The sequence below is a fragment of the Cupriavidus sp. HMR-1 genome, assembly GCF_000319775.1.
Classification (GTDB): Bacteria; Pseudomonadota; Gammaproteobacteria; order Burkholderiales; family Burkholderiaceae; genus Cupriavidus; species Cupriavidus metallidurans.
In genome coordinates this window covers 21139-42655 of the sequence record NZ_ANKP01000050.1, presented here as the reverse complement: position 1 = coordinate 42655, position 21517 = coordinate 21139, and the positions used below count along the sequence as shown (strand labels likewise).

Below are 21517 nucleotides of genomic sequence, written 5' to 3'. Positions count from 1 at the left end.
TTCGAAACATGCCCATTCATCAGGTACTCAGCACCCTGCTCTGCTACCCCGAACAGGAATGGCTCGACAGCCTCGAGGAAGCCAACCTCGCGCTGGTCGAATGGCCGCAGGCGCGGAACATGCTGGCGCCGCTGCTCGACGAGCTGCGCAGCCGCCCGCTGATCGAGCTGCAGGAAAACTACGTCGCCACGTTCGATCGCAGCCCGTCCCACTCGCTGCATCTGTTCGAGCATGTGCATGGCGAAAGCCGCGACCGTGGCCAGGCCATGGTCGACCTGATCGACGAGTACCGTCGTGACGGCTTCGAGCCGCTGGAGACCGAACTTCCCGACTACGTGCCGCTGTTCCTGGAGTATCTCGGCGCGTTGTCGCTGGATGGCAAGGAAGAGCGCGCGGAGCAGTTGCTCGGTGACGCGATCCACGTGCTGGCCGCCATCGGCGACCGCCTGGCCCGCAAGGAAAGTCCATATGCCGCCGTCTTCAGGGTGCTGCGCACGCTGACCGACGTGCAGCCCGTCGCGCAGCAGGATCCTCCGGTGCGTGACATGGATGAAGCCATGGAAACGTTCGGCCCCGGCGCCGATGGCGTGGAACCGCTGCTGGGCGTGAAACCAGCCATCGACGTGATCACCTTCCATAAGCGCGCCGCGCCGTCCCCTCGCCCGTGAGCCCGTCCATTACAAGGAACCAACCAGAGCCACTACCATGAACCTGGTCCATCAATTTATCTTCGGGATCTATCCCTACATCGCAGCCGCCATCTTCCTGTTCGGCAGCCTGGCACGCTTCGAGCGCGAGCAGTACACCTGGAAGTCGGACAGTTCGCAGATGCTCTATCGCGGTAACCTGCGCACGGGCAACATCCTGTTCCACGTGGGCATCCTTGGCCTGTTCTTCGGCCATCTCGTCGGCCTGCTGACACCGGTCGCGGTGTGGGACACGCTTGGCGTGTCGCATGGCCTCAAGCAGGCCATCGCCATGAGCGCCGGTGGCGTCATGGGCACGATGTGCCTGGCCGGCCTGCTGATCCTGCTGCATCGCCGCCTGACCAACGCACGCGTGTCCGCCGTCACGCGTTTCGGTGACAAGGTCCTGCTGCTGTGGCTGCTGGTCACGCTGCTGCTGGGTCTGTCGACGATCTTCGAGTCGGCCAGCCATATGGACGGCCACATGATGGTGCAACTGATGACCTGGGCACAGCACATCGTCACGCTGCGCGCGGATGCGGCCAGCTATGTGGCCGAGGCCCCGCTGCTGTTCAAGGCGCACCTGTTCATGGGCATCTCGCTGTTCGCGATCTTCCCGTTCACGCGACTGGTGCACGTCTGGAGCGGCTTTGCCTCGGTGACCTACCTGGGACGCGCCTGGCAACTCGTCCGGGGCCGGTAAGGCCGTGTCCCCATGCACGAGATCGAACGTCTGCTCAAGGGCTTCGAACGGTTCCAGCGGCGCTACTTCGAGGCCAGGCCGGAACTCTTCGATGCCCTGCGCACGGGTCAGAATCCCCAGACGCTGCTGATCGGCTGTAGCGATTCGCGCGTGGACCCGGGCCTGCTGCTCGGCTGCGATCCGGGAGAGCTGTTCACGGTACGCAACGTCGCCAACCTCGTACCGCCGTGCGGGGATGGCGCCAGCGGGCGGCTCCACGGTGTCTCGGCGGCGATCCAGTTCGCCGTGGAGCAGCTGCATGTGGCCCGAATCATCGTGATGGGCCACGCTGGATGTGGCGGCATCCGTGCGTTGCTGGCCCATCCGCAAGACGCCGCTACGAACGCGCCGCAGGACTTCATCGGGCCCTGGGTCCGCATTGCAGGCCCTGCCCGGCGCATGGTCGAGCAGACGCTGCCCAACGCCAGTCCCGCTGAACGGCAGCGCGCATGCGAACAGGCAGCGATCCTGGTGTCACTGCGCAATCTCGAGAGTTTTCCGTTCGTCCGCGAGGCCTGCGAGCGCGGTGCGCTCACGCTGCATGGCTGGTACTTCGACCTCCAGGCGGGCGCGTTGCTGGCCTACTCGGAACGGGCAGACGATTTCCTGCCGCTGGTCTGCCCTCTCACACTGGAGGCGCGCCCGCATCGTCAACCACCGAATCGCCCCAGCATTGACAGCGGTCAAGCCGAAATACTGGGTTCTTAATAATGATGTCGGCATTTGCCCCACTCGCTGGCGACCCCATGCCAACCCTGCGCTGGATCTGCATTCCCATCCTTTCGTGTATGACCGCCACGGCTATCGCCGCCGAACCACCCGCGGCCACCCCGGCGCCTGCCAGACAAGCCGAGCTTTTCCGCCTGCTGCGCGATGACTGCGGCGCCTGTCATGGCATGACGCTGCAGGGAGGGCTCGGATCACCGCTGACGGCTGCGGCGCTGGCCGACAAACCGCGCGACGGACTCGTCGCCACGGTGCTTCAGGGCAGGCCGGGAACCGCCATGCCGCCGTGGCAACCATTCATGACACAGGACGAAGCACGATGGCTGATCGATCGACTCCAATCCGGGCACGTGCCCGCCGTACCGAAACCATGATGCGCCGCACCGCACTTCCCGTCGTGCTGGCACTGAGCGTGCTGCTCACCGGCTGCGCCACCGCAGTACGTGGCACTGGCGATATGGGCGTCGTGGTCGAGCGCGCAGCCGGTCGCATCCAGGTCGTGGAAACCTCGGGCATGACCCGACTGGCCACCATCGATGGCTTCGGTGACCTGTCGCACGCCAGCGTGGTCTTCGCGCGAGACGGCCGATACGCCTACGTCTTCGGCCGTGACGGTGGCCTGACCCGCGTGGACCTGCTGAATGCCAAGGTGACCCACCGTACCATCCAGGCAGGCAACAGCATCGGCGGCGCCATTACCCAGGATGGCCGCGTGGTGGCCGCGCAGAATTACGAGCCCGGTGGCATCCGGTTGTTCGATGCCGCCACGCTCGAACCGCTCGCCGACATCCCCGCCATCGGCCCGGACGGGCGACGCTCGAAGGTTGTCGGTCTGGCCGACCTGCCCGGCAAGCGGCTGGCGGCGAGCCTGTTCGACGCAGGCGAGATCTGGATCATCGACGTGGCCGATCCGCGCCACCCCAAAGTCACCAAGCTGCCGGCAGGCAAGCAGCCTTATGACGGGCTGGTAACGCCGGACGGCCGCTGGTATCTGGCGGGACTATTCGGGGAAGATGGCCTGGCGCTGGTGGACCTGTGGCAAACCCCGCCTGCCGCGCGGCATGTCCTGTCCGGCTACGGACGTGGCTCCGCGCCGCTGCCCGTCTACAAGATGCCGCACCTGCGCGGCTGGGCCATGGCGCAGGGCAAGGCCTGGCTGCCCGCCATCGGGCGTCATGAAGTGCTCATCGCGGATACCGCCAACGCCTGGCAGGAAGCCGGACGCGTGGAAGTTGCGGGCCAGCCGGTGTTCGTGATGGCGCAGCCGGACGGACGACAGGTCTGGGTGAACTTCGCGTTCCCGAACAACGAAACCGTCCAGGTCATCGACACAGCCACCCGGAAGGTCGTGCGCACGCTCAAGCCTTGCCGTGGCGTGCTGCACATGGAGTTCACGCCCAAAGGCGAGGCAGTCTGGCTGTCGTGCCGCGACGACAATCGCGTGGTGGTCTACGACACGACTACCTACGAGCCGTTGACCACGCTGCCGGCGGACCATCCAAGCGGCATCTTCTTCACCTCGCGCGCGCAGCGCTTCGGGATGTGACCATGACGCTGGACGACCTGGACCGCCGCATCATCGACGCCTTGCAGCTTGGACTGCCTATTACGCCTCGGCCCTACGCCGACGCGGCGCAGTCGCTCGGCATCAACGAGGGCACGTTGCTTGGCCGGCTGCAGGCGCTGCTGGATGCGGGAATCCTGACCCGGTTCGGGCCGATGTACCAGGTCGAGCGCGTTGGGGGGCGTTTCATGCTCTGCGCATGCCATGCCCCCGTCGATCGCCTGGAAGCCGTGATCGAAGCCATCAATGCCTTTCCCGAAGTCGCCCACAACTACGAGCGCACACATCATCTGAACCTTTGGTTCGTGCTGGCTGTCGCGCGCGCGGAGGATGTCACCCCCACCCTGGAACGCATCGAGGTGGCCGCGGGCGTGAAGATCCTGCCGTTTCCAAAGGAACGCGAGTACTTCGTGCACCTCCATCTCCCGACATGACCCACGATTCGCTCGACCTCGCACTGATTCGCGCCACGCAACAAGGGCTGCCACTCGTGCCTGAACCCTTTGCCGCCATCGGCGCGTCGCTCGGCATCGACGAAAGCGAGGTCATTGCGCGGCTGCAGGCCATGCTGACACTTGGCACCTTGCGCCGCATCGGCGCGGTGCCCAATCACTACTTGCTGGGTTGGCGGGCCAACGGCATGACCGTTTGGGACGTTGACGACATGCATATCGACACGCTCGGCGAACGCGTTGGCGCGCTGCCGTTCGTGAGTCACTGCTACCGCCGCACGCGCCACGCCCCGGATTGGCCGTACAACCTGTTCGCGATGGTCCACGCGCATACGCGGGAGGAAGCACAGGAACTCGTCGCCCGGATCGCAGCGTTGCTGGGTGATGCCTGCCGGGCCCACGACGTACTCTGGTCGACCCGGATCCTCAAAAAAACCGGTCTTCGGCTGCCAGCCACAGGAAACGTCTGATCATGCTCCGCGTGTCCCGATTCATGGAAGCGCTGTGTGACGGCGCGCCAACCTCCGCACTGCCCCGCGATCGCCGGAATGATGAAAGCCCCGTTGTCATCTGGCATCCGTGCGCGCCCGACCCGTCCACGGCCGGCACCGGCACCGGCACCGGCACCGAACTCGATACCACCGAGGCCCTGGCGTTGCTCGAGCAACTCCATCTCGCCCGGGTCCGCTCGCTGATCCTCTCCGGCAGCGATCCGATGGCACGCTCCGATTTCTTCAAAATCATCGCCCGGGCCCGCGAGCTGGACCTCACTGTGCTGCTGTCCACCGACGGTAGCCGCCTGACAGGCATGAACGCCGTCAAGCTGGCCGCCTATGGTCTCGACTACGTCGGTATCCAGATTGATGGTCTGCAGTACACGCACAACCATGTGCAACGCTCCCGCCACGCCTACCAACGTGCCTTGCGCGGCCTGCGCGCTGCCCGCAACGCCCACCTGAGAGTCGGGATGCGCATTGCACTGAGCCCGATGAACGCGGCGGAGTTGCCCGCGGTGGTGGCCCTGGCGGACAGCGAGCGTATCGACAGGTTTCACCTCTCTCAGCCCTGCCCTGCGGACTGCGCGCACGACTCCACCCAGAACACATCACTTCGTGACATGACGCGTGCTTCGCTCGAGTGGCTGTTCGATTATGTGTGGATGCGAGCGCAGAAAGGCAATGCAGGCGACTTCGTCACCAGCCAGCACGCGGCCAGCAGCGCCTATCTGCTGCATTGGGCCTCAACACGCGTGCCACACCATCTGGCGGCCATTCGCGAGCGTATCGCGTGCGCCAGCAAGGCCAAGGGCGCTGGCATCCTTCTGATCGATGCGCTCGGCCACGTCCATCGGGGCTCGGCCCGGCTCGATGAAACGTGCGGCAATGTACGCGAACGACCGTTCAGCGACATCGCCGAGCAACGCTTGATCCACGCGTAGTTCCCCAGAGCTACGCCGATCGCACGCGCCAGCATCTACTTTGATATTCGACAAGAGTGGGACACGGAGCCTGTGCCACGCTTGCCCGTCACTACTACGCATACAAGGTGAACTCAACATGACAGAGCATTGGTTGACGCTGGCCGGCCGGCGATTGCTGCCGATCGTGCAGGGCGGCATGGGCATCGGCATTTCGGCGCACAGGCTGGCGGGAACCGTTGCCAGTCAGAACGGCGTTGGCACCATTGCCAGTATCGACTTGCGCCACCATCATCCCGACCTGATGGCCCAAACCGCCGGTACGCGTGACAAGGCACGCATCGAGGCCGCCAACCTGGTGGCGCTGGACCGCGAAATCCGCGCCGCGCGCGAACTCTCGGAAGGACGCGGCCTGATCGCCGTGAACGTGATGAAGGCCGTCGGCTCGCACGCGCAACTGGTTCGCCAGGCTTGCGAGAGCGGCGCCGACGCGATCGTCATGGGTGCCGGCCTACCGCTGGACCTGCCCGATCTCGCCGCCGACCACCCGAAAGTTGCGTTGATTCCGATCCTCTCGGAATCGCGCGGCATCGGGCTGGTGATCCGCCGCTGGATGAAGAAAGGCCGACTGCCGGACGCCATCGTGGTCGAGCATCCCGCCCATGCGGGTGGCCACCTCGGTGCGTCAGCCATCGAGGATATTGGCGACGACCGCTTTTCGTTCGACCGTGTACTGGACGAGTGCCGCGAGTTGTTCAAGACGCTGGGCCTGACGTGGGGCAGCATCCCGCTGATTCTTGCCGGCGGCATGAACAACCACACCAAGATCCGGCATTGGCTCGACAAAGGCGCTGCCGCGGTGCAGGTCGGCACCGCCTTCGCCGTCACAGAGGAATCCGACGCGCATCCAGCCTTCAAGCACGTACTGGCCACGGCGCGCCCGGAAACGTTGCGCGAATTCACCAGCGTAGCCGGTCTGCCCGCCCGTGCCGTGCTGACGCCCTGGCTGGCGAAGTACCTGTCAACAGAGAGCCGCTTGCAGCGCCGCGCGAAAACGCGCGATTGTCTGGAAGGATTCGATTGCCTGCAGGCCTGTGGCCTGCGAGATGGTATCGCCCGTATCGGCCAGTTCTGCATCGATCTCAAGCTGGCGCAGGCAGTGCGCGGCGATGTGGAGCGTGGTCTGTTCTTCCGTGGCAAGGGCACGCTACCCTTCGGCGAGGCGATCCGTCCGGTTGCGGACCTGATGCACTATCTGCTGACAGGCGAGAAGCCGGCGGATCTGACGGAAGATACCGCCCGCGCCGTCAGCATGGCCTGATGCTCAGTTCGGCGGGACGCCATGTTCCGCCACAGCTGCCGCCACCCGTGGCGGCAGCCCACCCTGTTTGCGCATGACGCGCATACAGCGCAAGGCACGCAACAACTGCACGCCCAGCCATCCGTTCGTGATGGCGAACAGTACACCGCCAACCTTCGCCAGCAACCCCGGCGCCAGCGGCACGGCCAGTAGCACCAGGAATGCCGCCAGCACCATCCACCCCTGCCTCTTCTGACTGTCCGGCGAGATGATCACCTGCATCGCCGGGACGCGCGCGCGTGGCGGCAACAGCCGGCGTAGATGCAACCAGACGAGAAATGGCACGATCTTGCCCAGCATCGCGTTCACGGGCAGCACCCCACCGCCAATCAGCGCCAGCACGCCGATGCACCACTGCGCTGCAGCCGGCATCTGATTCGGCGCCAGAGCGCTGGCAGTCGTCAGCAATGCAGCCAGCAGCAGGCTCAGGGCGGACACAGGCCAAAGCACCCATTGAGGGTCATGTCGCCGCCTCGCGCGCCATGCGGCCTTCAATGCGCAGGCGCCGAGCACCATGGCGAACAGCAGCCAGGGCACGAGCGCGAATCGCTCAACCGCCGCGCCTGGCCGCGCAATCACGACGATGCTGAATACCAGCAGCAGTAGCCAATGCCCGTAAGGCAAACAGCGTTCGAGCCAGGACGGCAAACGCTCCGTCTGCCAGAACATCGGTAGTACGGTGGTGGCTACGCCGCTCACCAGCGCCGCCAGCCAGCCGCCCAGCCCCCACGCGACATGCAGCGCCAGCACCTGTTCCGGCGCCACCGTCCACATTCCACCGAACAGGCCAGCCAGCGCCGCACCGCCCAGTGCCGTAACGATCAACGGGGCGCCGATCCATGCCAACGTCCGCGTGGTTGCATCGACTGCGGCGACCCTGAAGCCCGCCGCCAGCAACAAGAGGCCTACGAGCGTCAGGAACGTCCCGCCGGTCGCGACGGCCCAGCGAAATGCCGTGGCGCCGCTACCAAGGAATCCGGCCGCGAGCGCGGCGGCGGTCCCGGCTCCTGCTACGGCGACGAATGGTGACACCAAGCCCGCGAACGGAACGGATACCCCCGCAACGACCGGCATCATCTGGAACAAGGCGCCGAGCATGACCGGCAACAACATCCCTAGCGCCAGTGCGTGGACGGCCGCCAATGCCAATGGCGCGAAGCGATCAGGCAGCGCATCGACCGGGCCGAGTACCAGCAGCAAGCCAGCTACCACGCCCAGCCAGGGCGCAGGCATCAGGCAGCCAAACACCAGACTGGGACGCGGCGCGCTCGCGTAGTCGAGGTTGACGGCTTTCACCATGGCACGACTCGAGGTCTCAAGAGTGAGCGGCTTGTCCCGACGCGAAATCCGCCAACAGCGTATCCAGCCCCTTCACCTGGGCCTGACACATCGGAAACAGTACATTTTCTTCCTTGACGTTGTGCTGCTGCAGAAGGACAACCAGGGTATCGAGTTCCGCCGCCAGCGCGCCAACATCCTTCAGCTCCAACCATTCCCGCGCGTTGTCCAGCAAGCCACGCACCTCATCGTGTTCGTGGCGCATCACAGCGGTGGGGCCATTGCTGAACCCCACAGCTTGTTCGAACGCCGGAAACAAGCGCTGTTCTTCGGTACTGAAATTGCCCTGCAGGGCGGATTCCAAGCGCGCAAATGCACCGGCTGCGGTATCCCAGTCTTTCGCGCGCACGCAGGCTTCAACCTGCTCGATGGCTTCGTCGCAATCACGGTGTTGCCGCACCAGCGTGGTGATCGTCGTGGACATATCGCTTCTCCCGATCTCATGGTTTGATATGGCAACGATGCTAGGGCCACGTTAACGACATGGATTTGATCGGGACCAAAACTCGCTGACTTACCACGTGCCTCGCTAAGCATATTGAAACCAAAAACTTCCTTGATCTAGCGCAGTAGAGCCACCATCACACGCTGGCACAATCCGCGGCAGGGCCGCCCGTCCCCACACTCATACTGCAGCATCACCCTGCAATATCACCCGCCGGGCCGCACCTTCCCAATGCTAGCCCCTACGACTCCAGATACCACCGCCCCCTTGCCTGACAACGGCCACGTGCCGGAAGCGGTCCGGCTGACACCATTGCGCCACCGGCTTTCCACGCGGATCATCCTGCTGTCGTTCGCGTCACTGATGGTGGTGCTGGGAATGATTTCAGGCACGCTGTATCTCTCCTGGAAGCTGGAAGGAGCCGGTGCCGCCATCAACGACGCCGGAAGCCTGCGGATGCGCGCAAACCGGGTCGCCATTGAACTGACCCGTGCCCAGAGCGGCAGTCCCAACGATCTGGCAGGGCAAGTCGCGGCGCTGGACGCCACGCTCGCGCAGTTGCGCCGTGGCAATCCGGCCCGCCCGCTATTCCTGCCCGACGAACCCGCGATCCGGGCCAAGCTTGACCTCGTCGTCGCGGACTGGCAGCAGCGCCTGAAGCCGCTTGCGGTGGCCACCGCAAGCACCACGCCTGCAAACGCCTACATCGATGCCCTGCCGGTTTTCGTCAATGAGGCCGACAGTCTGGTAAAGCTGATCGAACGCGATAACGCGCGTAAAACCGATCTGCTGCGACTCTCTCAGGCAAGCCTTGCGATCATCGCGTGCGTTGGCACGGTCGCTGTGATCTATCTGCTCTACCTCTGGATCATTCTGCCCGTGCTGCGTCTGCAGGATGGCCTGCAGCGCATGGCTGCCCGCGAGTTCTCGCTGCGCTTGCCCATCGCAACACGTGATGAATTCGGCACGCTGAACGCCGGCTTCAACCGCATGGCCGACGAACTGCAGGAGCTCTATCAGGATCTGGCGGCACGCGTGGACAGCAAGACTGCCGAGTTGGCGCGGCAAAATCGGGATCTGGAAGCCCTCTACGACATGACCGCCTTCCTCAACCGGGCCAGTGATGCCGAGGCGATGGCACGCGGATTCCTGGAACGCGTGATGCGCCAGTTCGAGGCCGACGGCGGGACCGTTCGTGTGATCGATGCCACGCACGGGAAGCTCCACCGACTTGCATCAGTGGGACTTTCGGATGAACTGGCGGACAACAGCCGCTGTAGCGCGATCCATGACTGTCACTGCGGGGCCGCAGCTGAAGCGGGCATGATTACGGTGACGGACCTGCGCCAGTTCGTGCGTCAGGGCTCCGAAACACCGGAGTCTCCCTGTGGCCGCGAAGGTTTCACGGGCATGGCGGCGTTCCGGCTCGACTCTCCGCGCGGCACGCTCGGCACATTCACGCTGCATTTCCGCAATCCGCGCGAACTGCCACCTTCCGATCGCCAACTGCTCCAAACCCTCGCCCGCCACCTTGGCACGGCACTGGAGCACCTGCGGCTTGCCGCCAGCGCGCGCCAGCTTGCGGTCGTCGAAGAGCGCAATCTGGTGGCGCAAGGATTGCACGACAGCATCGCGCAAGGCCTGAATTTCCTGAACCTTCAGGTACAACTGCTCGGCGATGCGGTGGAACGGAACGACAACGCGGAAACGCGCGAGATCGTGCCACTGCTGCGACACGGCGTGGAAGAAAGTTACCAGGACGTGCGCGAACTGCTGCACAACTTCCGCTCCCGGCTGACGACGGGCGACATGCGCCCAGCGGTGGAGGACACCGTCGCGCGCTTCCGCCGTCAATGCCGCACGGACGCCACATTGACGATCGAAGGAAGCGGACCGCCGCTGCAGCCGGAGCAGCAGCTACAGGTACTGTTCATCCTGCAGGAGGCGTTGTCGAACGTGCGCAAACATGCGATGGCCGAGCATGTCACGATCTCGCTCACGCAGGGGCGCGACTTCCGACTCGTCGTCCAGGACGATGGCGAAGGATTCGATCCTTCCGAATTCGACGGCCAGGACAGCGCGCACGTCGGTCTGCACATCATGCAGGAACGGGCATCGCGGCTTGGCTCGACCCTGACGATCGACACCCGCCCAGGGGCTGGCGTCCGCGTCGCCCTATCATTGCCGCGCGGCGAAACCATGGCGCAGCCAGACGAGTTGCTGGCGGCGCAGGAGTCTTCCCAATGACCATCCGTATCCTACTGATCGACGATCACACATTGTTCCGCTCGGGTGTTCGTGCGCTGCTGCAGCGGCAGAGCGATTTCGAAGTGGTCGACGAAGCCGCCGATGGCGTGGAAGGCATCAAGCGGGCCAAGCAGCATCGACCGGACGTGATTCTGCTCGACCTGAATATGCCCGGCCTGTCAGGACTCGAAGCCCTTCAACTGCTGACGGAGGATCTGCCGGAATGCGCGGTGATTGTGCTGACGGTATCCGAGGAAGGAGAAGAACTGGCCAGCGCCCTGCGCAGCGGCGCGCGGGGTTACCTGATCAAGAACATCGAGACCGAAGCGCTGACGAGCGCGATCCGGCGGGCTGCCGCAGGGGAGCCGGTGATCTCCGACACGATGACCGCCAAGCTCGTGCAGCAATTCAAGGCTCCGGCGGCCGCACCTGCCCTGCTAGAGCGTGGCGACGCGGCCCCTCTGACGGCGCGTGAGCGGGACATTGTGCGCGGACTGGTACGCGGCGAAAGCAACAAGATGATTGCGCGCGCGCTGGGCGTGGCGGAGAGCACGGTCAAGATTCACGTGCAGAACATTCTGAAAAAGCTCAATCTGGCCAGCCGCGTGCAAGTGGCCGTCTACGCCGTGGAGCATGGGCTTACCGCATGAGGCAATCGAAGCCGGGGGCCATTGGCGCCCGGCCTCTCACTTATACGGCGCTTATGCGATTCAGTAATCCGAGCGCTGCACGCCCTGTTCGGTACCCAGCAACAGCACATTTGCTCCGCGCAGGGCGAACAGACCAACGGTCACCACGCCGGGTAGCTGGTTGATTTGCTGCTCCAGCGCCCTCGGGTTCTCGATCTTCAGGCCCGAGACATCCAGAATGACGTTGCCGTTGTCGGTCTTGTAGATACCGCCTTCCTTGGTCATGCGCAGACGCGGCTGACCGCCTAGCGCCGCCAGGCTTCGGGCTACCGCCGCGCGTGCCATCGGGATCACCTCGACCGGCAGCGGAAATGCGCCCATCGTCGGCACCAGCTTGCTGCCGTCGGCAATGCACACGAATCGATCCGCCACCGAGGCAACGATCTTCTCGCGCGTCAGCGCGCCGCCACCGCCCTTGATCATCGCGCCGGAGTTGTCGATCTCGTCAGCGCCATCCACATAGACGGGAATGCTGTCGACCTCGTTCAGATCGAGCACATTGAAACCGTGCTGTTGCAAGCGGCGTGTGGAGGCCTCGGAACTCGACACCGCGCCCGCAAAGCGCTCTTTGAACGCCGCCACGGCGTCGATGAAGAGATTGGCGGTGGAGCCGGTGCCCACGCCAAGAACAGCGCCTTCGGGCACTTCCTGCTTCACATAGTCAGCGGCAGCTTGCGCGACCAGCGCCTTGAGTTCATCCTGAGTCATGACTACAGCCAGAAAAGCGTTGGGAAACGTGTAGTGTAGCGGATTGGTTCCCCATCCCCGACGTTTACGCCACGCGCCACGCCGTTACAATGGCCTCTCCCTCCGACGGAACCCAATCATGAACGAGCTTGAACAACTGAGGCAGTTCACCACGGTAGTGGCCGACACCGGCGACTTCCAGTTGATGAAGCAATACAAGCCACAGGACGCGACCACCAATCCGTCGCTGATTTTCAAGGCGGTACAGAAGCCGGAATACCGCCCGCTGCTGGAACAGGCCGTGCGCGATCACCACGGCAATTCTGGGCTCGATGGCGTTATGGACCAGCTCCTGATCGCATTCGGCTGCGAGATCCTGGCCATCGTACCCGGCCGCGTGTCGACCGAGGTCGACGCCCGTCTGTCGTTCGATACCGAGGCCACCGTTGCCAAGGCGCGCCACCTGATCGGCCTGTACGAGCAACGTGGCGTGGCACGCGAGCGCGTGCTGATCAAGATCGCCTCGACATGGGAGGGCATCCGCGCTGCCGAGGTCCTGCAACGCGAGAACATCCGCTGCAACATGACGCTGCTGTTCTCGCTGGCACAGGCAGTGGCTTGTGCCGAGGCCGGCGCGCAGCTGATCTCCCCGTTCGTGGGCCGCATCCTTGACTGGTACAAGAAGCAGGCTGGCGAGAAATGGGACCCCGTGGCGAACGGCGGCGATAACGATCCTGGCGTGCGCTCGGTGCGTCAGATCTATGACTATTACAAGAAGTTCGGCTATGCGACCGAGGTCATGGGCGCCAGCTTCCGCAGCACCGATCAGATCCTGTCGCTGGCCGGCTGCGACCTGTTGACGATCAGTCCGGAACTGCTCGAGCAGCTTTCAGGCGGACAGGGTGCCGTTGCGCGCAAGTTGTCCGTGGAGCAGGCTCAAGCCGGCAACGTCGCACGAATCGCCGCAGATGAACCCGCCTTCCGCTGGCAACTCAACGAAGATGCGATGGCAACGGAGAAGCTCTCCGAAGGTATCCGCCTGTTTGCGGCCGATGCGATGAAACTGGAGAAACTCGTCGGCGAACTGGCCGGTTGAGTCGGGATCGCGGCTCGATCCAACGCCTTGGAGGGAGCCGCGGATCCGCAGTCGAACAGTCGTTCAGACTGCCTGCGGCCAGAGCAACGGCAGGCATTCACCCGCCGGCGCGGCCAGTACGATATCCGCCGTCTCGTCCAGTGCTGACGGCTGCGGATTCACCACGATCACGCGCGCGCCGTTCTCCTTCGCCACCCCCGGCAGCGCCGCCGCCGGATACACCAGCCCCGACGTGCCCACAACCAGGCAGAGGTCACAGGACTCGGCCGCATGGTCGGCGCGGAAACGGGCCACTCGCGGCAGGTCCTCGCCGAACCACACCACGCCGGGGCGCATCATCGCACCACATATCGCGCATCGCGGAGGATCGCCCGGAATCGGCGGCACGGTGTCGCAACGACCACAGCCATCAAGCCATTTGTTGGCGAAGAGGTTGCCGTGCAGTTCCACCACCTGCTCGCTGCCCGCCTTCTGGTGCAGGCCGTCGATATTCTGCGTCACTAGCGTCATCGGCTTCAGCCGGGCCAGCACCGCAAGCGCATGGTGGGCCGGATTCGGCCGGGCCGCCGCCACCAGCTCGCGCCGATGCTGATACCACTGCCACACCAGCGCTGGTTGACGACGGTACGCTTCTTCCGTCGCCAGTTCCTCGGGATCGAAGCGCTCCCATAGGCCGGTCAGCGCATCGCGGAACGTCGGCACACCCGACTCCGCGGAAATCCCGGCACCCGTCAGCACAAAGATCTGACGGGCCTCGGCAACCCAGCCACGCGCCTGCTCAAGGGCGAGGCTATCCATGATCAGCGCGGCAGACGGCGCTGACGCACCGCTTCGTACAGGCACACGCCGCTGGCCACCGACACGTTCAGGCTCTCGACGCCCCCCGCCATCGGAATCGCCACCAATTCATCGCAAGTTTCGCGCGTCAGGCGGCGCATACCCTCGCCTTCCGCGCCCATGACGATGGCGGTCGGTCCCTTCAGCTCGACGTCGTACAGCGCTTTCTCGGTGCCGTCAGCCGTACCGATCACCCAGATGCCACGCTCCTGCAGTTCGCGCAGCGTGCGCGCAAGGTTCGTCACCGTGATGTACGGCACGGTTTCGGCCGCGCCGCTGGCAACCTTCGCTACCGTGGCATTCAGACCGACGCTACGGTCCTTCGGCGCGATCACCGCGTGCGCGCCAGCGCCATCGGCCACGCGCAGGCATGCGCCGAGGTTGTGCGGATCGGTGACACCATCGAGCACGAGCAACAGCGGCGTGCCTTCGATGCCATCCAGGAGTTCGTCGAGGTTGAGCGCAAGCGAAACATCTTCGGCCCGCGCCACTACGCCCTGGTGGCGATCAGTGCCGGCCATGCCGCGCAGGCGCTCGGCATCGACCGGATGCAGCGTCACGCCAAGACTCTCCGCCAGGCGGATAAAGTCCTGCATGCGCCGGTCACGGCGATTCGCTTCGATGTAGATATCGGACACGCTCTGCGCGTTCTGGCGCAGGCGTGCGTTGACGGCGTGAAAGCCGATCAGGAGTTTGTGTTTGGCCATGGCGCGCATTGTACCCGCCATGGCCAACTTCAAACGCGCCAGATTAGCGCTTGCGGGCTGGCCGCGTGCTCTTGCCAGCGGGCTTGGGCGCGCGCTTGGTCGTCGGCTGCCGTTCGGTCTTCAAATGCGTCGGCTTTGGCTTGGCCGCTCGCTTCGCGGGCTTGCCTGACTGCGCCTTCTTCGCCGACCCACGGCCATGCGACGTATGCCCGACATGGGCGTCGCGCGGCTTGAGCGGCGTGATGACCGCCTCGAACACCGGTTGCTCTTCGATCACACGGTCCAGCGTTTCGTCGAACGACTCTTCCGGCTTCGAAGTGCCACCGAGCAGCGCGGCAAGCTGACGTCCCTTCTTGCGCGCCGGCACCGCATGGGCAGCCGGCACCCGCGGTTGCTCGGGCACGCCGGCCCGGGCGCGCAGCGTCTTGGCCGACGGCTCCTGCACCAGACGGAAGTCAATCTTGCGGGCATCGAGATCGACGCGCGACACCTGCACGCGCACGCGATCGGTGAGCCGGTAGCGGATGCCAGTCCGCTCGCCACGCAGTTCGTTGCGCGCCTCGTCGTACTGGAAATAGTCGCTGCCCAGTTCCGTCACGTGCACGAGGCCTTCCACATACAGCTCGTCGAGCTGCACGAAGATGCCGAACGACGTCACCGCGCTGATCGTGCCAGCGAAATCGCTACCCAGCTTGTCGCGCATGAAGTAGCACTTGAGCCAGGCCTCCACGTCGCGCGATGCCTCGTCGGCACGACGCTCGTTGGCCGAGCAGTGCAACCCCAGTTCGTCCCAGACGCCCTCGTCGCGCTTCGCGCGCGCGGCAACGTTCTCGGCACGCTTCTCGGCATCGGCGGCCTGCATCCGGCGCGCTTTCGGCGAGATCTGCGTATTGAGCTCCGTCCCCTGGATAAAGGCCGGCCGATACTTCGTATGTGCGAGGATCGCCTTGATCGATCGATGCACGAGCAAGTCCGGATAGCGGCGGATCGGGCTGGTGAAGTGCGCGTACGCCTCGTAGGCCAAGCCGAAGTGGCCGATATTGTCCGGGCTGTAGACCGCCTGCTGCATCGAACGCAGCAGCATCGTCTGCAACATCGGCGCATCGGGACGCGACTTGATCTTGTCCATGACCTCGGCATAGTCCGAGGCCTGCGGCTTGTCGCCACCGCCAAGCGACAGCCCGGCGGTTTTCAGGAACTCGCGCAGATTCTTGAGCTTCTCTTCGCTCGGACCCGCGTGGATCCGGTACAGCGCCGGATGCTTGAAGCGCTCGAGGAAGTCGGCCGCGCAGACGTTGGCCGTCAACATGCACTCTTCGATCAGACGGTGCGCGTCGTTGCGCGTGCGCGGCAAGATCTGCTCGATCTTGCCCTGCGCGTTGCAGACGATATAGGTCTCGGTGGTGTCGAAGTCGATCGCGCCACGGGCACGGCGAGCCTTGAGCAGGACCTGGAACAGCTCATACAGGTTCTGCAGGTGTGGCACCAGTTCCGCGCGCTTGTGGGCCTCAGGCCCCTTGGTGTTCGACAGAACCGACCAGACCTCGTTGTAAGTCAGGCGCGCAGCGGAGTGCATCACCGCCGGATAGAACTGGTAGCCCTTGAGTTCGCCCTTGGCCGTGATCACCGCGTCGCAGACCATGCACAGACGGTCGACGTTCGGGTTCAGCGAACAGAGGCCATTTGACAGCTTCTCCGGCAGCATCGGAATCACGCGGCGCGGGAAGTAAACCGACGTGGCGCGATCCAGCGCATCGGCATCGAGCGGCGTGCCCGGCCGCACGTAGTGCGACACATCGGCGATCGCCACGATCAGACGCCAGCCCTTTGCACGACCGATCTTCACCTGCTCGCAATAGACGGCATCGTCGAAGTCGCGCGCATCCTCGCCATCGATCGTAACCAGCGGAATGTCGCGCAGGTCGATGCGATGATCGAGGTCGGCCTGAAGCACCTCATCGGGCAACCCTTGTGCTTCCTTGACGGCAGCGGGCGAGAACTGATGCGGCACGCCGTACTTGCGCACGGCAATCTCGATCTCCATGCCGGGATCGTCGATATCGCCAATCACCTCGACCACGCGGCCCACCGGCTGCACGTAGCGATCGGGCCATTCCATCAGCTCGACGCTGACCACCTGCCCCACGCGCGCCTTGCCTTGGGCCTTGGGCGGAATCAGGATGTCCTGGCCAATGCGCTTGTCTTCCGGCGCCACCACGAGCACGCCATTTTCAGACAGCAGTCGGCCGATCACGAAGCGATTGGCACGCTCCACGATCTCGACGATCTGCCCTTCTGGACGGCCGCGGCGGTCATAGCCAACCACGCGCACCTGCGCGCGATCGTTGTGCATCGCCTTCTGCAGCTCGCGCTCGGGCAGGAAGATATCGTCCTCGCCGTCGTCGCGAATCAGGAAGCCGAAGCCGTCGCGATGGCCCTGTACGCGGCCAAGCACGAAATTGGGTTGATGGGCCAGCTCATAGCGGCCCTTGCGATTGAGTTCGATCTGGCCGTCGCGTTCCATCGCGGCGAGCCGTTTCTGAAAGCCGTCATGCTCCTTGCGCGTGACGGCCAGGGCCTTGGCGATATCGCCGGCCGACAGGGGCGACCCCGAAGTTCTCAGTACGCCAAGGATTTCTTCCCGGCTGGGGATCGGATAGTTGTTCTGATTCAATTTTTCTCGAAACTGTTTGACAAACGTTTTACGGTCGCTATAATGGCCGCTTCGGTTGTTTCGACACCTGCCCAGGTGGCGGAATTGGTAGACGCACTAGGTTCAGGTCCTAGCGGTGGCAACACTGTGGAGGTTCGAGTCCTCTCCTGGGCACCAAGATTTGGCGAGAAACCCGCAACACACGTTGCGGGTTTTTTGTTTTTGCATCGCCGAATCCTTCAAATCTCGTTCCTCTCTTTTGTTCACTCTCTCTATGGCGCAAAGCCGTGGATGAGTGTATCAGCTTCAGTGCCGATTCCGGCATTATCTCGCCACTCTCGTAGCATCCATCACGAAAAACACGCGGTATTGCCACGCCAACTCGTCGCTTGACGCGCCGGCGATATGTAACTACCATAGTTTCACATTGAAATTTCCGTATGAGCACCAGTAGCCGGTTTGCCGTCGCCGTTCACATCCTCACCCTGCTCGCGCAGGCTGAGGGTCCGGTGCCGTCGTCGATGATCGCGGGCAGTGTGGGAACCAACCCCGCACTCATCCGGCGCATGATCGGCGCGCTCACCGAGGCGGGCTTCGTCACCACGACAATGGGCAGCACCGGCGGCGCGATGCTTGCGCGGCCCGCCAGCCAGATCACATTGCTCGAGGTGTTTCAGGCCACGGAGACCACTGCGCTGATCACGCTGCACCAAAGCGCGCCGAATCCGGCTTGCCTGGTAGGTCGCGAGATCACCGGCGCTCTGCAAGTGGTTGCCGATCGGGCGCAAGCCGCCATGGATGCCACGCTCGCGGAAATCACGATTGCCAGCATGCTCGGCGAAGTCGAACATGCCGCCCGGCGCCGCAAGCGCTGATTTTTTTTGTCCGGATATGTAACCACATCGGTTTCATATCAACCACTTCCGAGAGGATACGACCATGAAGATCGCCATCATCGGCGCTACCGGCAACGTAGGTACGCGTCTGACCGACGAAGCACTCCGCCGCGGCCATGCCGTCACCGCAATCGCCCGCCAGGCGTCGAAACTGCCATCACGTGACCGCGTCACCACCCGCGACGCCGATGTCGCCGACGCCAAGGCACTGGCTGATGCCGTGCGTGGCAACGACGTCGTCATCAGCACCGTCCGGTTTCTGCAAGCCACGGCGGCACAGATCACAGATGCGGCCAAGACGGCTGGTATCAAGCGCCTGCTGGTAGTGGGCGGTGCGGGCAGCCTCTACGTGGCGCCAGGCGTGCAACTCATCGATACGCCGGAGTTTCCGGACATGTACAAGGCAGAGGCATCCGCAGGCCGTGATTTCCTGAACGCCCTGCGCGGCGAATCTCAGCTCGACTGGACGTTCCTGTCGCCGTCGGCACTGTTCACGCCCGGCGAGCGCACGGGCAAGTTCTGCCTCGGCAAGGAAGATCTGCTTGTCGCCGCTGACGGCAAAAGCTGGATTTCGATGGAGGATTATGCCATCGCGATGCTCGATGAGATCGAGCAGCCAAAGCATGTGCGGGAGCGATTCACGGTTGGGTATTGAATTCACCCGCGACAATCACCCGTCTCCCATTCGTGAGAGACGGGTTGGGGGCACGGGTCGACCACGCGAACCCCAATGCTCTCCGAGCCCTGCCCTCCCGCACTTGCGGGAGGAGGGACGGCGGCCTTCAGGCCGCCGAATCGTCTTCCTGCAGGCTGGCGCGCTTGCCGCGCTTGAGCCAGGCAGCAAGGTTATGCGGACGCAGCGTGTCGTACTCCTCGAACGGCTGGTGGATCCAGGGGTTCGAAGGCAGGAACGTCACGTGGTAATCGGGTGTTACCTTGGAGCAGGCCTTGTACCAGAGCACGGCCGAACGCACATCCGTCACCTCGGGATAGCGCTCCTTCAGGTGGCGCCCCACGCGCTCCAGCGTGACACCCGAGTCAACGAGGTCGTCAACCAGCAGGATCCTGCCGGACAGATTGCCACGCGTCATCGTGATGTACTGCGCGATATCGAGTTCGCCCTGCTGCGTGCCCGCCGCCTCGCGGTACGAGCTCGTGGCCAGGATCGCCAGCGGCACATCGAATATGCGCGACATCTGGTCGCCCACGCGCAGGCCGCCGCGCGCCAGACACAGGATCTGGTCGAACTTCCAGCCCGACTCGTGCACGTTCAGCGCCAGACGCGCGATCAGGCGATGATATTCATCCCACGAGACCCACAGGTTCTCGTCATCATTGATTGGCAGGTTCATGGCGTCTTTTCTTGTATCGATGGCCAATGGATAAAGCATCGGCCCGCATATCGCGGGCCGAGGACTATCTGTGAGGCCGTGGCGCTCGTGGCGCCACGATCATGCTCACGGGGTAATGCAGGCGGGTCAGGCGACCTGGTACGGATGACGCAGCAGAATCGTCTCGTCGCGGTCCGGACCGGTCGACACCATGTCGATCGGAATGCCGACCACTTCCTCGATTCGCTTCAGGTAAACGCGCGCCGCTTCGGGCAGCGCATCCCAGGTCTTCACGCCAAAGGTCGATTCGTTCCAGCCCGGAAACTCTTCATACACCGGCACGCAAGCGGCCACGGCATCCGAGCCACGCGGCAGGATATCGACGCGCTTGCCGTCGAGCTCGTAGCCCACGCACAGCTTGATCGTTTCCAGACCATCGAGCACGTCCAGCTTGGTCATGCACAGACCGGACACACCGTTGATCTGTACCGAGCGCTTCAGCGCAGCGGCATCGAGCCAGCCGGTACGGCGCGGACGGCCGGTCACGGAACCGAATTCCTTGCCGACGTTAGCCAGGCGCACGCCCACGGCATCCTGACGGGCAGGGTTGTCGTTATCGTACAGTTCGCTCGGGAATGGGCCAGCGCCAACGCGCGTGCAGTACGCCTTGGTGATGCCAAGGATGTAGTTCAGACGACCCGGGCCCACGCCCGCGCCAGCCGCAGCAGCGCCGGCCACGCAGTTGCTCGAGGTGACGAACGGATAGGTGCCGTGATCCACGTCGAGCAGCGTGCCTTGCGCGCCTTCGAACATCAGGTTGTTGCCTGCCGCATTCACGGCATACAACTCGGCCGACACATCCGCCACCATCGGCTTCAGACGCGGCGCAAATGCCAGCGATTCGTCCAGGATCTGCTGATAGTCGACGGCTTCGGCGCCGAGGTACTGGGTCAGCATGAAGTTGTGGAATTCGACGTTTTCGCGCAGACGTTCAGCGAAGTGCTTCGGATCGAACAGGTCCTGCACACGCAGCGCGCGGCGAGCCACCTTGTCTTCGTATGCCGGGCCGATGCCGCGTCCCGTCGTGCCGATCTTGGCGGCGCCGCGGCGGGCTTCACGTGCCTTGTCGATGGCCACGTGGTACGGCAGGATCAGCGTCGCGGCTTCGGAAATACGCAGGCGATTCTGCACCTGCAGGCCGGCAGACTCGAGCTCTTCGATTTCGCGGAACAGCGCCTCAGGCGACAGCACCACACCGTTGCCGATATAGCAGATGGTGCTTTCGCGCATGATCCCCGAGGGGATCAGTCGCAGAATGGTCTTCTTGCCGCCGATGATGAGCGTATGGCCAGCGTTGTGGCCGCCCTGGAACCGCACCACACCTTTAGCATGATCGGTAAGCCAATCGACGATTTTCCCTTTGCCTTCGTCACCCCATTGGGTTCCGATCACGACGACATTGCGTCCCTGGCCTACTGCGGATGCGGACATGTTGAATTGGTCAGAAGGTTAAAAACGTATTCTACTCTCGTTGTTCTACGGTTCCCGGTTTTCGGGCACGCGTATGACAGACGATTGTTGTCCAATGCGGGCGATTACAGCCCACCACGGGCATCAAACGTCATCTGAGAGCACCAAAAACGG

22 protein-coding genes and 1 tRNA gene are annotated in these 21517 nt (G+C 63.9%); 15 read left to right on the top strand and 8 right to left on the bottom strand.

The annotated features are described in order from the left end of the window. The first annotated feature begins 8 nt into the window (after positions 1 to 8). From narJ to D769_RS07860, 9 genes are all read left to right on the top strand, one after another. A complete protein-coding gene (gene narJ, locus D769_RS07900) occupies positions 9 to 668 on the top strand; it encodes a nitrate reductase molybdenum cofactor assembly chaperone (RefSeq protein WP_008643812.1) in 660 nt (219 codons plus the stop codon). 37 nt (positions 669 to 705) lie between these two features. Beyond that, a complete protein-coding gene (gene narI / locus D769_RS07895) occupies positions 706 to 1389 on the top strand; it encodes a respiratory nitrate reductase subunit gamma (RefSeq protein ID WP_008643810.1) in 684 nt (227 codons plus the stop codon). Positions 1390 to 1401: 12 nt separating this feature from the next. After that, a complete protein-coding gene (locus tag D769_RS07890; RefSeq protein ID WP_008643809.1) occupies positions 1402 to 2136 on the top strand; it encodes a carbonic anhydrase in 735 nt (244 codons plus the stop codon). Between the two features lie 80 nt (positions 2137 to 2216). Beyond that, complete coding sequence (locus D769_RS07885) at positions 2217 to 2528, top strand: cytochrome c (protein ID WP_085959061.1); 312 nt, start codon at positions 2217 to 2219, stop codon at positions 2526 to 2528. Next, positions 2528 to 3700 carry a cytochrome D1 domain-containing protein gene (locus D769_RS07880; protein ID WP_008643807.1) on the top strand — a complete coding sequence of 391 codons (1173 nt, stop codon included), beginning with the start codon at positions 2528 to 2530 and terminating at the stop codon, positions 3698 to 3700. The genes D769_RS07885 and D769_RS07880 overlap by 1 nt, the downstream gene beginning before the upstream one ends. 2 nt (positions 3701 to 3702) lie before the next feature. Then, on the top strand, positions 3703 to 4152 hold the full coding sequence (locus D769_RS07875; protein ID WP_008643806.1) for an AsnC family transcriptional regulator: 450 nt from the start codon (positions 3703 to 3705) through the stop codon (positions 4150 to 4152). Continuing rightward, positions 4149 to 4640, top strand: a complete 492-nt coding sequence (locus D769_RS07870) for an AsnC family transcriptional regulator (RefSeq protein WP_008643805.1) — start codon at positions 4149 to 4151, stop codon at positions 4638 to 4640. The genes D769_RS07875 and D769_RS07870 overlap by 4 nt, the downstream gene beginning before the upstream one ends. A gap of 2 nt (positions 4641 to 4642) precedes the next feature. After that, positions 4643 to 5608, top strand: coding sequence for a radical SAM/SPASM domain-containing protein (locus tag D769_RS07865; protein WP_008643804.1), 966 nt, complete (start codon positions 4643 to 4645; stop codon positions 5606 to 5608). 118 nt (positions 5609 to 5726) lie between these two features. Beyond that, positions 5727 to 6908 carry a nitronate monooxygenase family protein gene (locus tag D769_RS07860; RefSeq protein WP_008643802.1) on the top strand — a complete coding sequence of 394 codons (1182 nt, stop codon included), beginning with the start codon at positions 5727 to 5729 and terminating at the stop codon, positions 6906 to 6908. 3 nt (positions 6909 to 6911) lie between these two features. Here the strand turns inward: D769_RS07860 and D769_RS07855 are convergent, their stop codons facing one another. Both D769_RS07855 and D769_RS07850 read right to left on the bottom strand, forming a co-directional pair. Continuing rightward, positions 6912 to 8246, bottom strand: a complete 1335-nt coding sequence (locus tag D769_RS07855) for a hypothetical protein (protein WP_008643801.1) — start codon at positions 8244 to 8246, stop codon at positions 6912 to 6914. Between the two features lie 16 nt (positions 8247 to 8262). Next, positions 8263 to 8709: a hemerythrin domain-containing protein gene (locus D769_RS07850; RefSeq protein ID WP_008643798.1), complete on the bottom strand. Its 447-nt coding sequence runs from the start codon at positions 8707 to 8709 to the stop codon at positions 8263 to 8265. 252 nt (positions 8710 to 8961) lie between these two features. Here D769_RS07850 and D769_RS07845 point away from each other — a divergent pair, with 252 nt between their 5' ends. Then, positions 8962 to 10977 carry a type IV pili methyl-accepting chemotaxis transducer N-terminal domain-containing protein gene (locus tag D769_RS07845; protein WP_085959060.1) on the top strand — a complete coding sequence of 672 codons (2016 nt, stop codon included), beginning with the start codon at positions 8962 to 8964 and terminating at the stop codon, positions 10975 to 10977. Further along, a complete protein-coding gene (locus tag D769_RS07840; protein ID WP_008643789.1) occupies positions 10974 to 11627 on the top strand; it encodes a response regulator in 654 nt (217 codons plus the stop codon). Before D769_RS07845 ends, D769_RS07840 begins: the two co-directional genes overlap by 4 nt. Before the next feature lie 60 nt (positions 11628 to 11687). On the opposite strand, the gene rpiA is transcribed toward D769_RS07840, so the two are convergent. Further along, complete coding sequence (gene rpiA, locus D769_RS07835; protein ID WP_008643787.1) at positions 11688 to 12374, bottom strand: ribose-5-phosphate isomerase RpiA; 687 nt, start codon at positions 12372 to 12374, stop codon at positions 11688 to 11690. 118 nt (positions 12375 to 12492) lie between these two features. On the opposite strand from rpiA, the gene tal reads away from it, so the two are divergent. After that, positions 12493 to 13449 (top strand): transaldolase, encoded by a 957-nt coding sequence (gene tal / locus D769_RS07830; RefSeq protein ID WP_008643785.1) that lies wholly within the window; start codon positions 12493 to 12495, stop codon positions 13447 to 13449. 63 nt (positions 13450 to 13512) lie between these two features. Here the strand turns inward: tal and D769_RS07825 are convergent, their stop codons facing one another. The 3 genes from D769_RS07825 to rnr are packed head-to-tail and all read right to left on the bottom strand — an operon-like array spanning position 13513 to position 17667. Beyond that, complete coding sequence (locus tag D769_RS07825) at positions 13513 to 14247, bottom strand: NAD-dependent deacylase (RefSeq protein WP_008643783.1); 735 nt, start codon at positions 14245 to 14247, stop codon at positions 13513 to 13515. 2 nt (positions 14248 to 14249) lie between these two features. After that, positions 14250 to 14993: a 23S rRNA (guanosine(2251)-2'-O)-methyltransferase RlmB gene (rlmB, locus tag D769_RS07820; protein ID WP_008643782.1), complete on the bottom strand. Its 744-nt coding sequence runs from the start codon at positions 14991 to 14993 to the stop codon at positions 14250 to 14252. A gap of 43 nt (positions 14994 to 15036) precedes the next feature. Further along, positions 15037 to 17667 (bottom strand): ribonuclease R, encoded by a 2631-nt coding sequence (gene rnr, locus D769_RS07815; RefSeq protein WP_008643780.1) that lies wholly within the window; start codon positions 17665 to 17667, stop codon positions 15037 to 15039. Positions 17668 to 17736: 69 nt separating this feature from the next. On the opposite strand from rnr, the gene D769_RS07810 reads away from it, so the two are divergent. From D769_RS07810 to D769_RS07800, 3 genes are all read left to right on the top strand, one after another. Beyond that, positions 17737 to 17823: transfer RNA gene (locus D769_RS07810), tRNA-Leu, on the top strand. Positions 17824 to 18086: 263 nt separating this feature from the next. Beyond that, positions 18087 to 18521 (top strand): Rrf2 family transcriptional regulator, encoded by a 435-nt coding sequence (locus tag D769_RS07805; RefSeq protein WP_008643779.1) that lies wholly within the window; start codon positions 18087 to 18089, stop codon positions 18519 to 18521. Between the two features lie 64 nt (positions 18522 to 18585). Continuing rightward, positions 18586 to 19197, top strand: a complete 612-nt coding sequence (locus D769_RS07800; RefSeq protein ID WP_008643778.1) for an NAD(P)-dependent oxidoreductase — start codon at positions 18586 to 18588, stop codon at positions 19195 to 19197. Between the two features lie 127 nt (positions 19198 to 19324). On the opposite strand, the gene D769_RS07795 is transcribed toward D769_RS07800, so the two are convergent. Continuing rightward, complete coding sequence (locus D769_RS07795; RefSeq protein ID WP_008643777.1) at positions 19325 to 19894, bottom strand: phosphoribosyltransferase; 570 nt, start codon at positions 19892 to 19894, stop codon at positions 19325 to 19327. Positions 19895 to 20020: 126 nt separating this feature from the next. Continuing rightward, positions 20021 to 21364, bottom strand: a complete 1344-nt coding sequence (locus D769_RS07790; protein WP_008643776.1) for an adenylosuccinate synthase — start codon at positions 21362 to 21364, stop codon at positions 20021 to 20023. Positions 21365 to 21517 lie beyond the last annotated feature (153 nt).

Coding starts and splice junctions, on each gene's coding strand:
- narJ (WP_008643812.1), top strand. CDS start 9: ATGCCCATTCATCAGGTACTCAGCACCCTGCTCTGCTACCCCGAACAG.
- narI (WP_008643810.1), top strand. CDS start 706: ATGAACCTGGTCCATCAATTTATCTTCGGGATCTATCCCTACATCGCA.
- D769_RS07890 (WP_008643809.1), top strand. CDS start 1,402: ATGCACGAGATCGAACGTCTGCTCAAGGGCTTCGAACGGTTCCAGCGG.
- D769_RS07885 (WP_085959061.1), top strand. CDS start 2,217: ATGACCGCCACGGCTATCGCCGCCGAACCACCCGCGGCCACCCCGGCG.
- D769_RS07880 (WP_008643807.1), top strand. CDS start 2,528: ATGCGCCGCACCGCACTTCCCGTCGTGCTGGCACTGAGCGTGCTGCTC.
- D769_RS07875 (WP_008643806.1), top strand. CDS start 3,703: ATGACGCTGGACGACCTGGACCGCCGCATCATCGACGCCTTGCAGCTT.
- D769_RS07870 (WP_008643805.1), top strand. CDS start 4,149: ATGACCCACGATTCGCTCGACCTCGCACTGATTCGCGCCACGCAACAA.
- D769_RS07865 (WP_008643804.1), top strand. CDS start 4,643: ATGCTCCGCGTGTCCCGATTCATGGAAGCGCTGTGTGACGGCGCGCCA.
- D769_RS07860 (WP_008643802.1), top strand. CDS start 5,727: ATGACAGAGCATTGGTTGACGCTGGCCGGCCGGCGATTGCTGCCGATC.
- D769_RS07855 (WP_008643801.1), bottom strand. CDS start 8,246: ATGGTGAAAGCCGTCAACCTCGACTACGCGAGCGCGCCGCGTCCCAGT.
- D769_RS07850 (WP_008643798.1), bottom strand. CDS start 8,709: ATGTCCACGACGATCACCACGCTGGTGCGGCAACACCGTGATTGCGAC.
- D769_RS07845 (WP_085959060.1), top strand. CDS start 8,962: ATGCTAGCCCCTACGACTCCAGATACCACCGCCCCCTTGCCTGACAAC.
- D769_RS07840 (WP_008643789.1), top strand. CDS start 10,974: ATGACCATCCGTATCCTACTGATCGACGATCACACATTGTTCCGCTCG.
- rpiA (WP_008643787.1), bottom strand. CDS start 12,374: ATGACTCAGGATGAACTCAAGGCGCTGGTCGCGCAAGCTGCCGCTGAC.
- tal (WP_008643785.1), top strand. CDS start 12,493: ATGAACGAGCTTGAACAACTGAGGCAGTTCACCACGGTAGTGGCCGAC.
- D769_RS07825 (WP_008643783.1), bottom strand. CDS start 14,247: ATGGATAGCCTCGCCCTTGAGCAGGCGCGTGGCTGGGTTGCCGAGGCC.
- rlmB (WP_008643782.1), bottom strand. CDS start 14,993: ATGGCCAAACACAAACTCCTGATCGGCTTTCACGCCGTCAACGCACGC.
- D769_RS07805 (WP_008643779.1), top strand. CDS start 18,087: ATGAGCACCAGTAGCCGGTTTGCCGTCGCCGTTCACATCCTCACCCTG.
- D769_RS07800 (WP_008643778.1), top strand. CDS start 18,586: ATGAAGATCGCCATCATCGGCGCTACCGGCAACGTAGGTACGCGTCTG.
- D769_RS07795 (WP_008643777.1), bottom strand. CDS start 19,894: ATGAACCTGCCAATCAATGATGACGAGAACCTGTGGGTCTCGTGGGAT.
- D769_RS07790 (WP_008643776.1), bottom strand. CDS start 21,364: ATGTCCGCATCCGCAGTAGGCCAGGGACGCAATGTCGTCGTGATCGGA.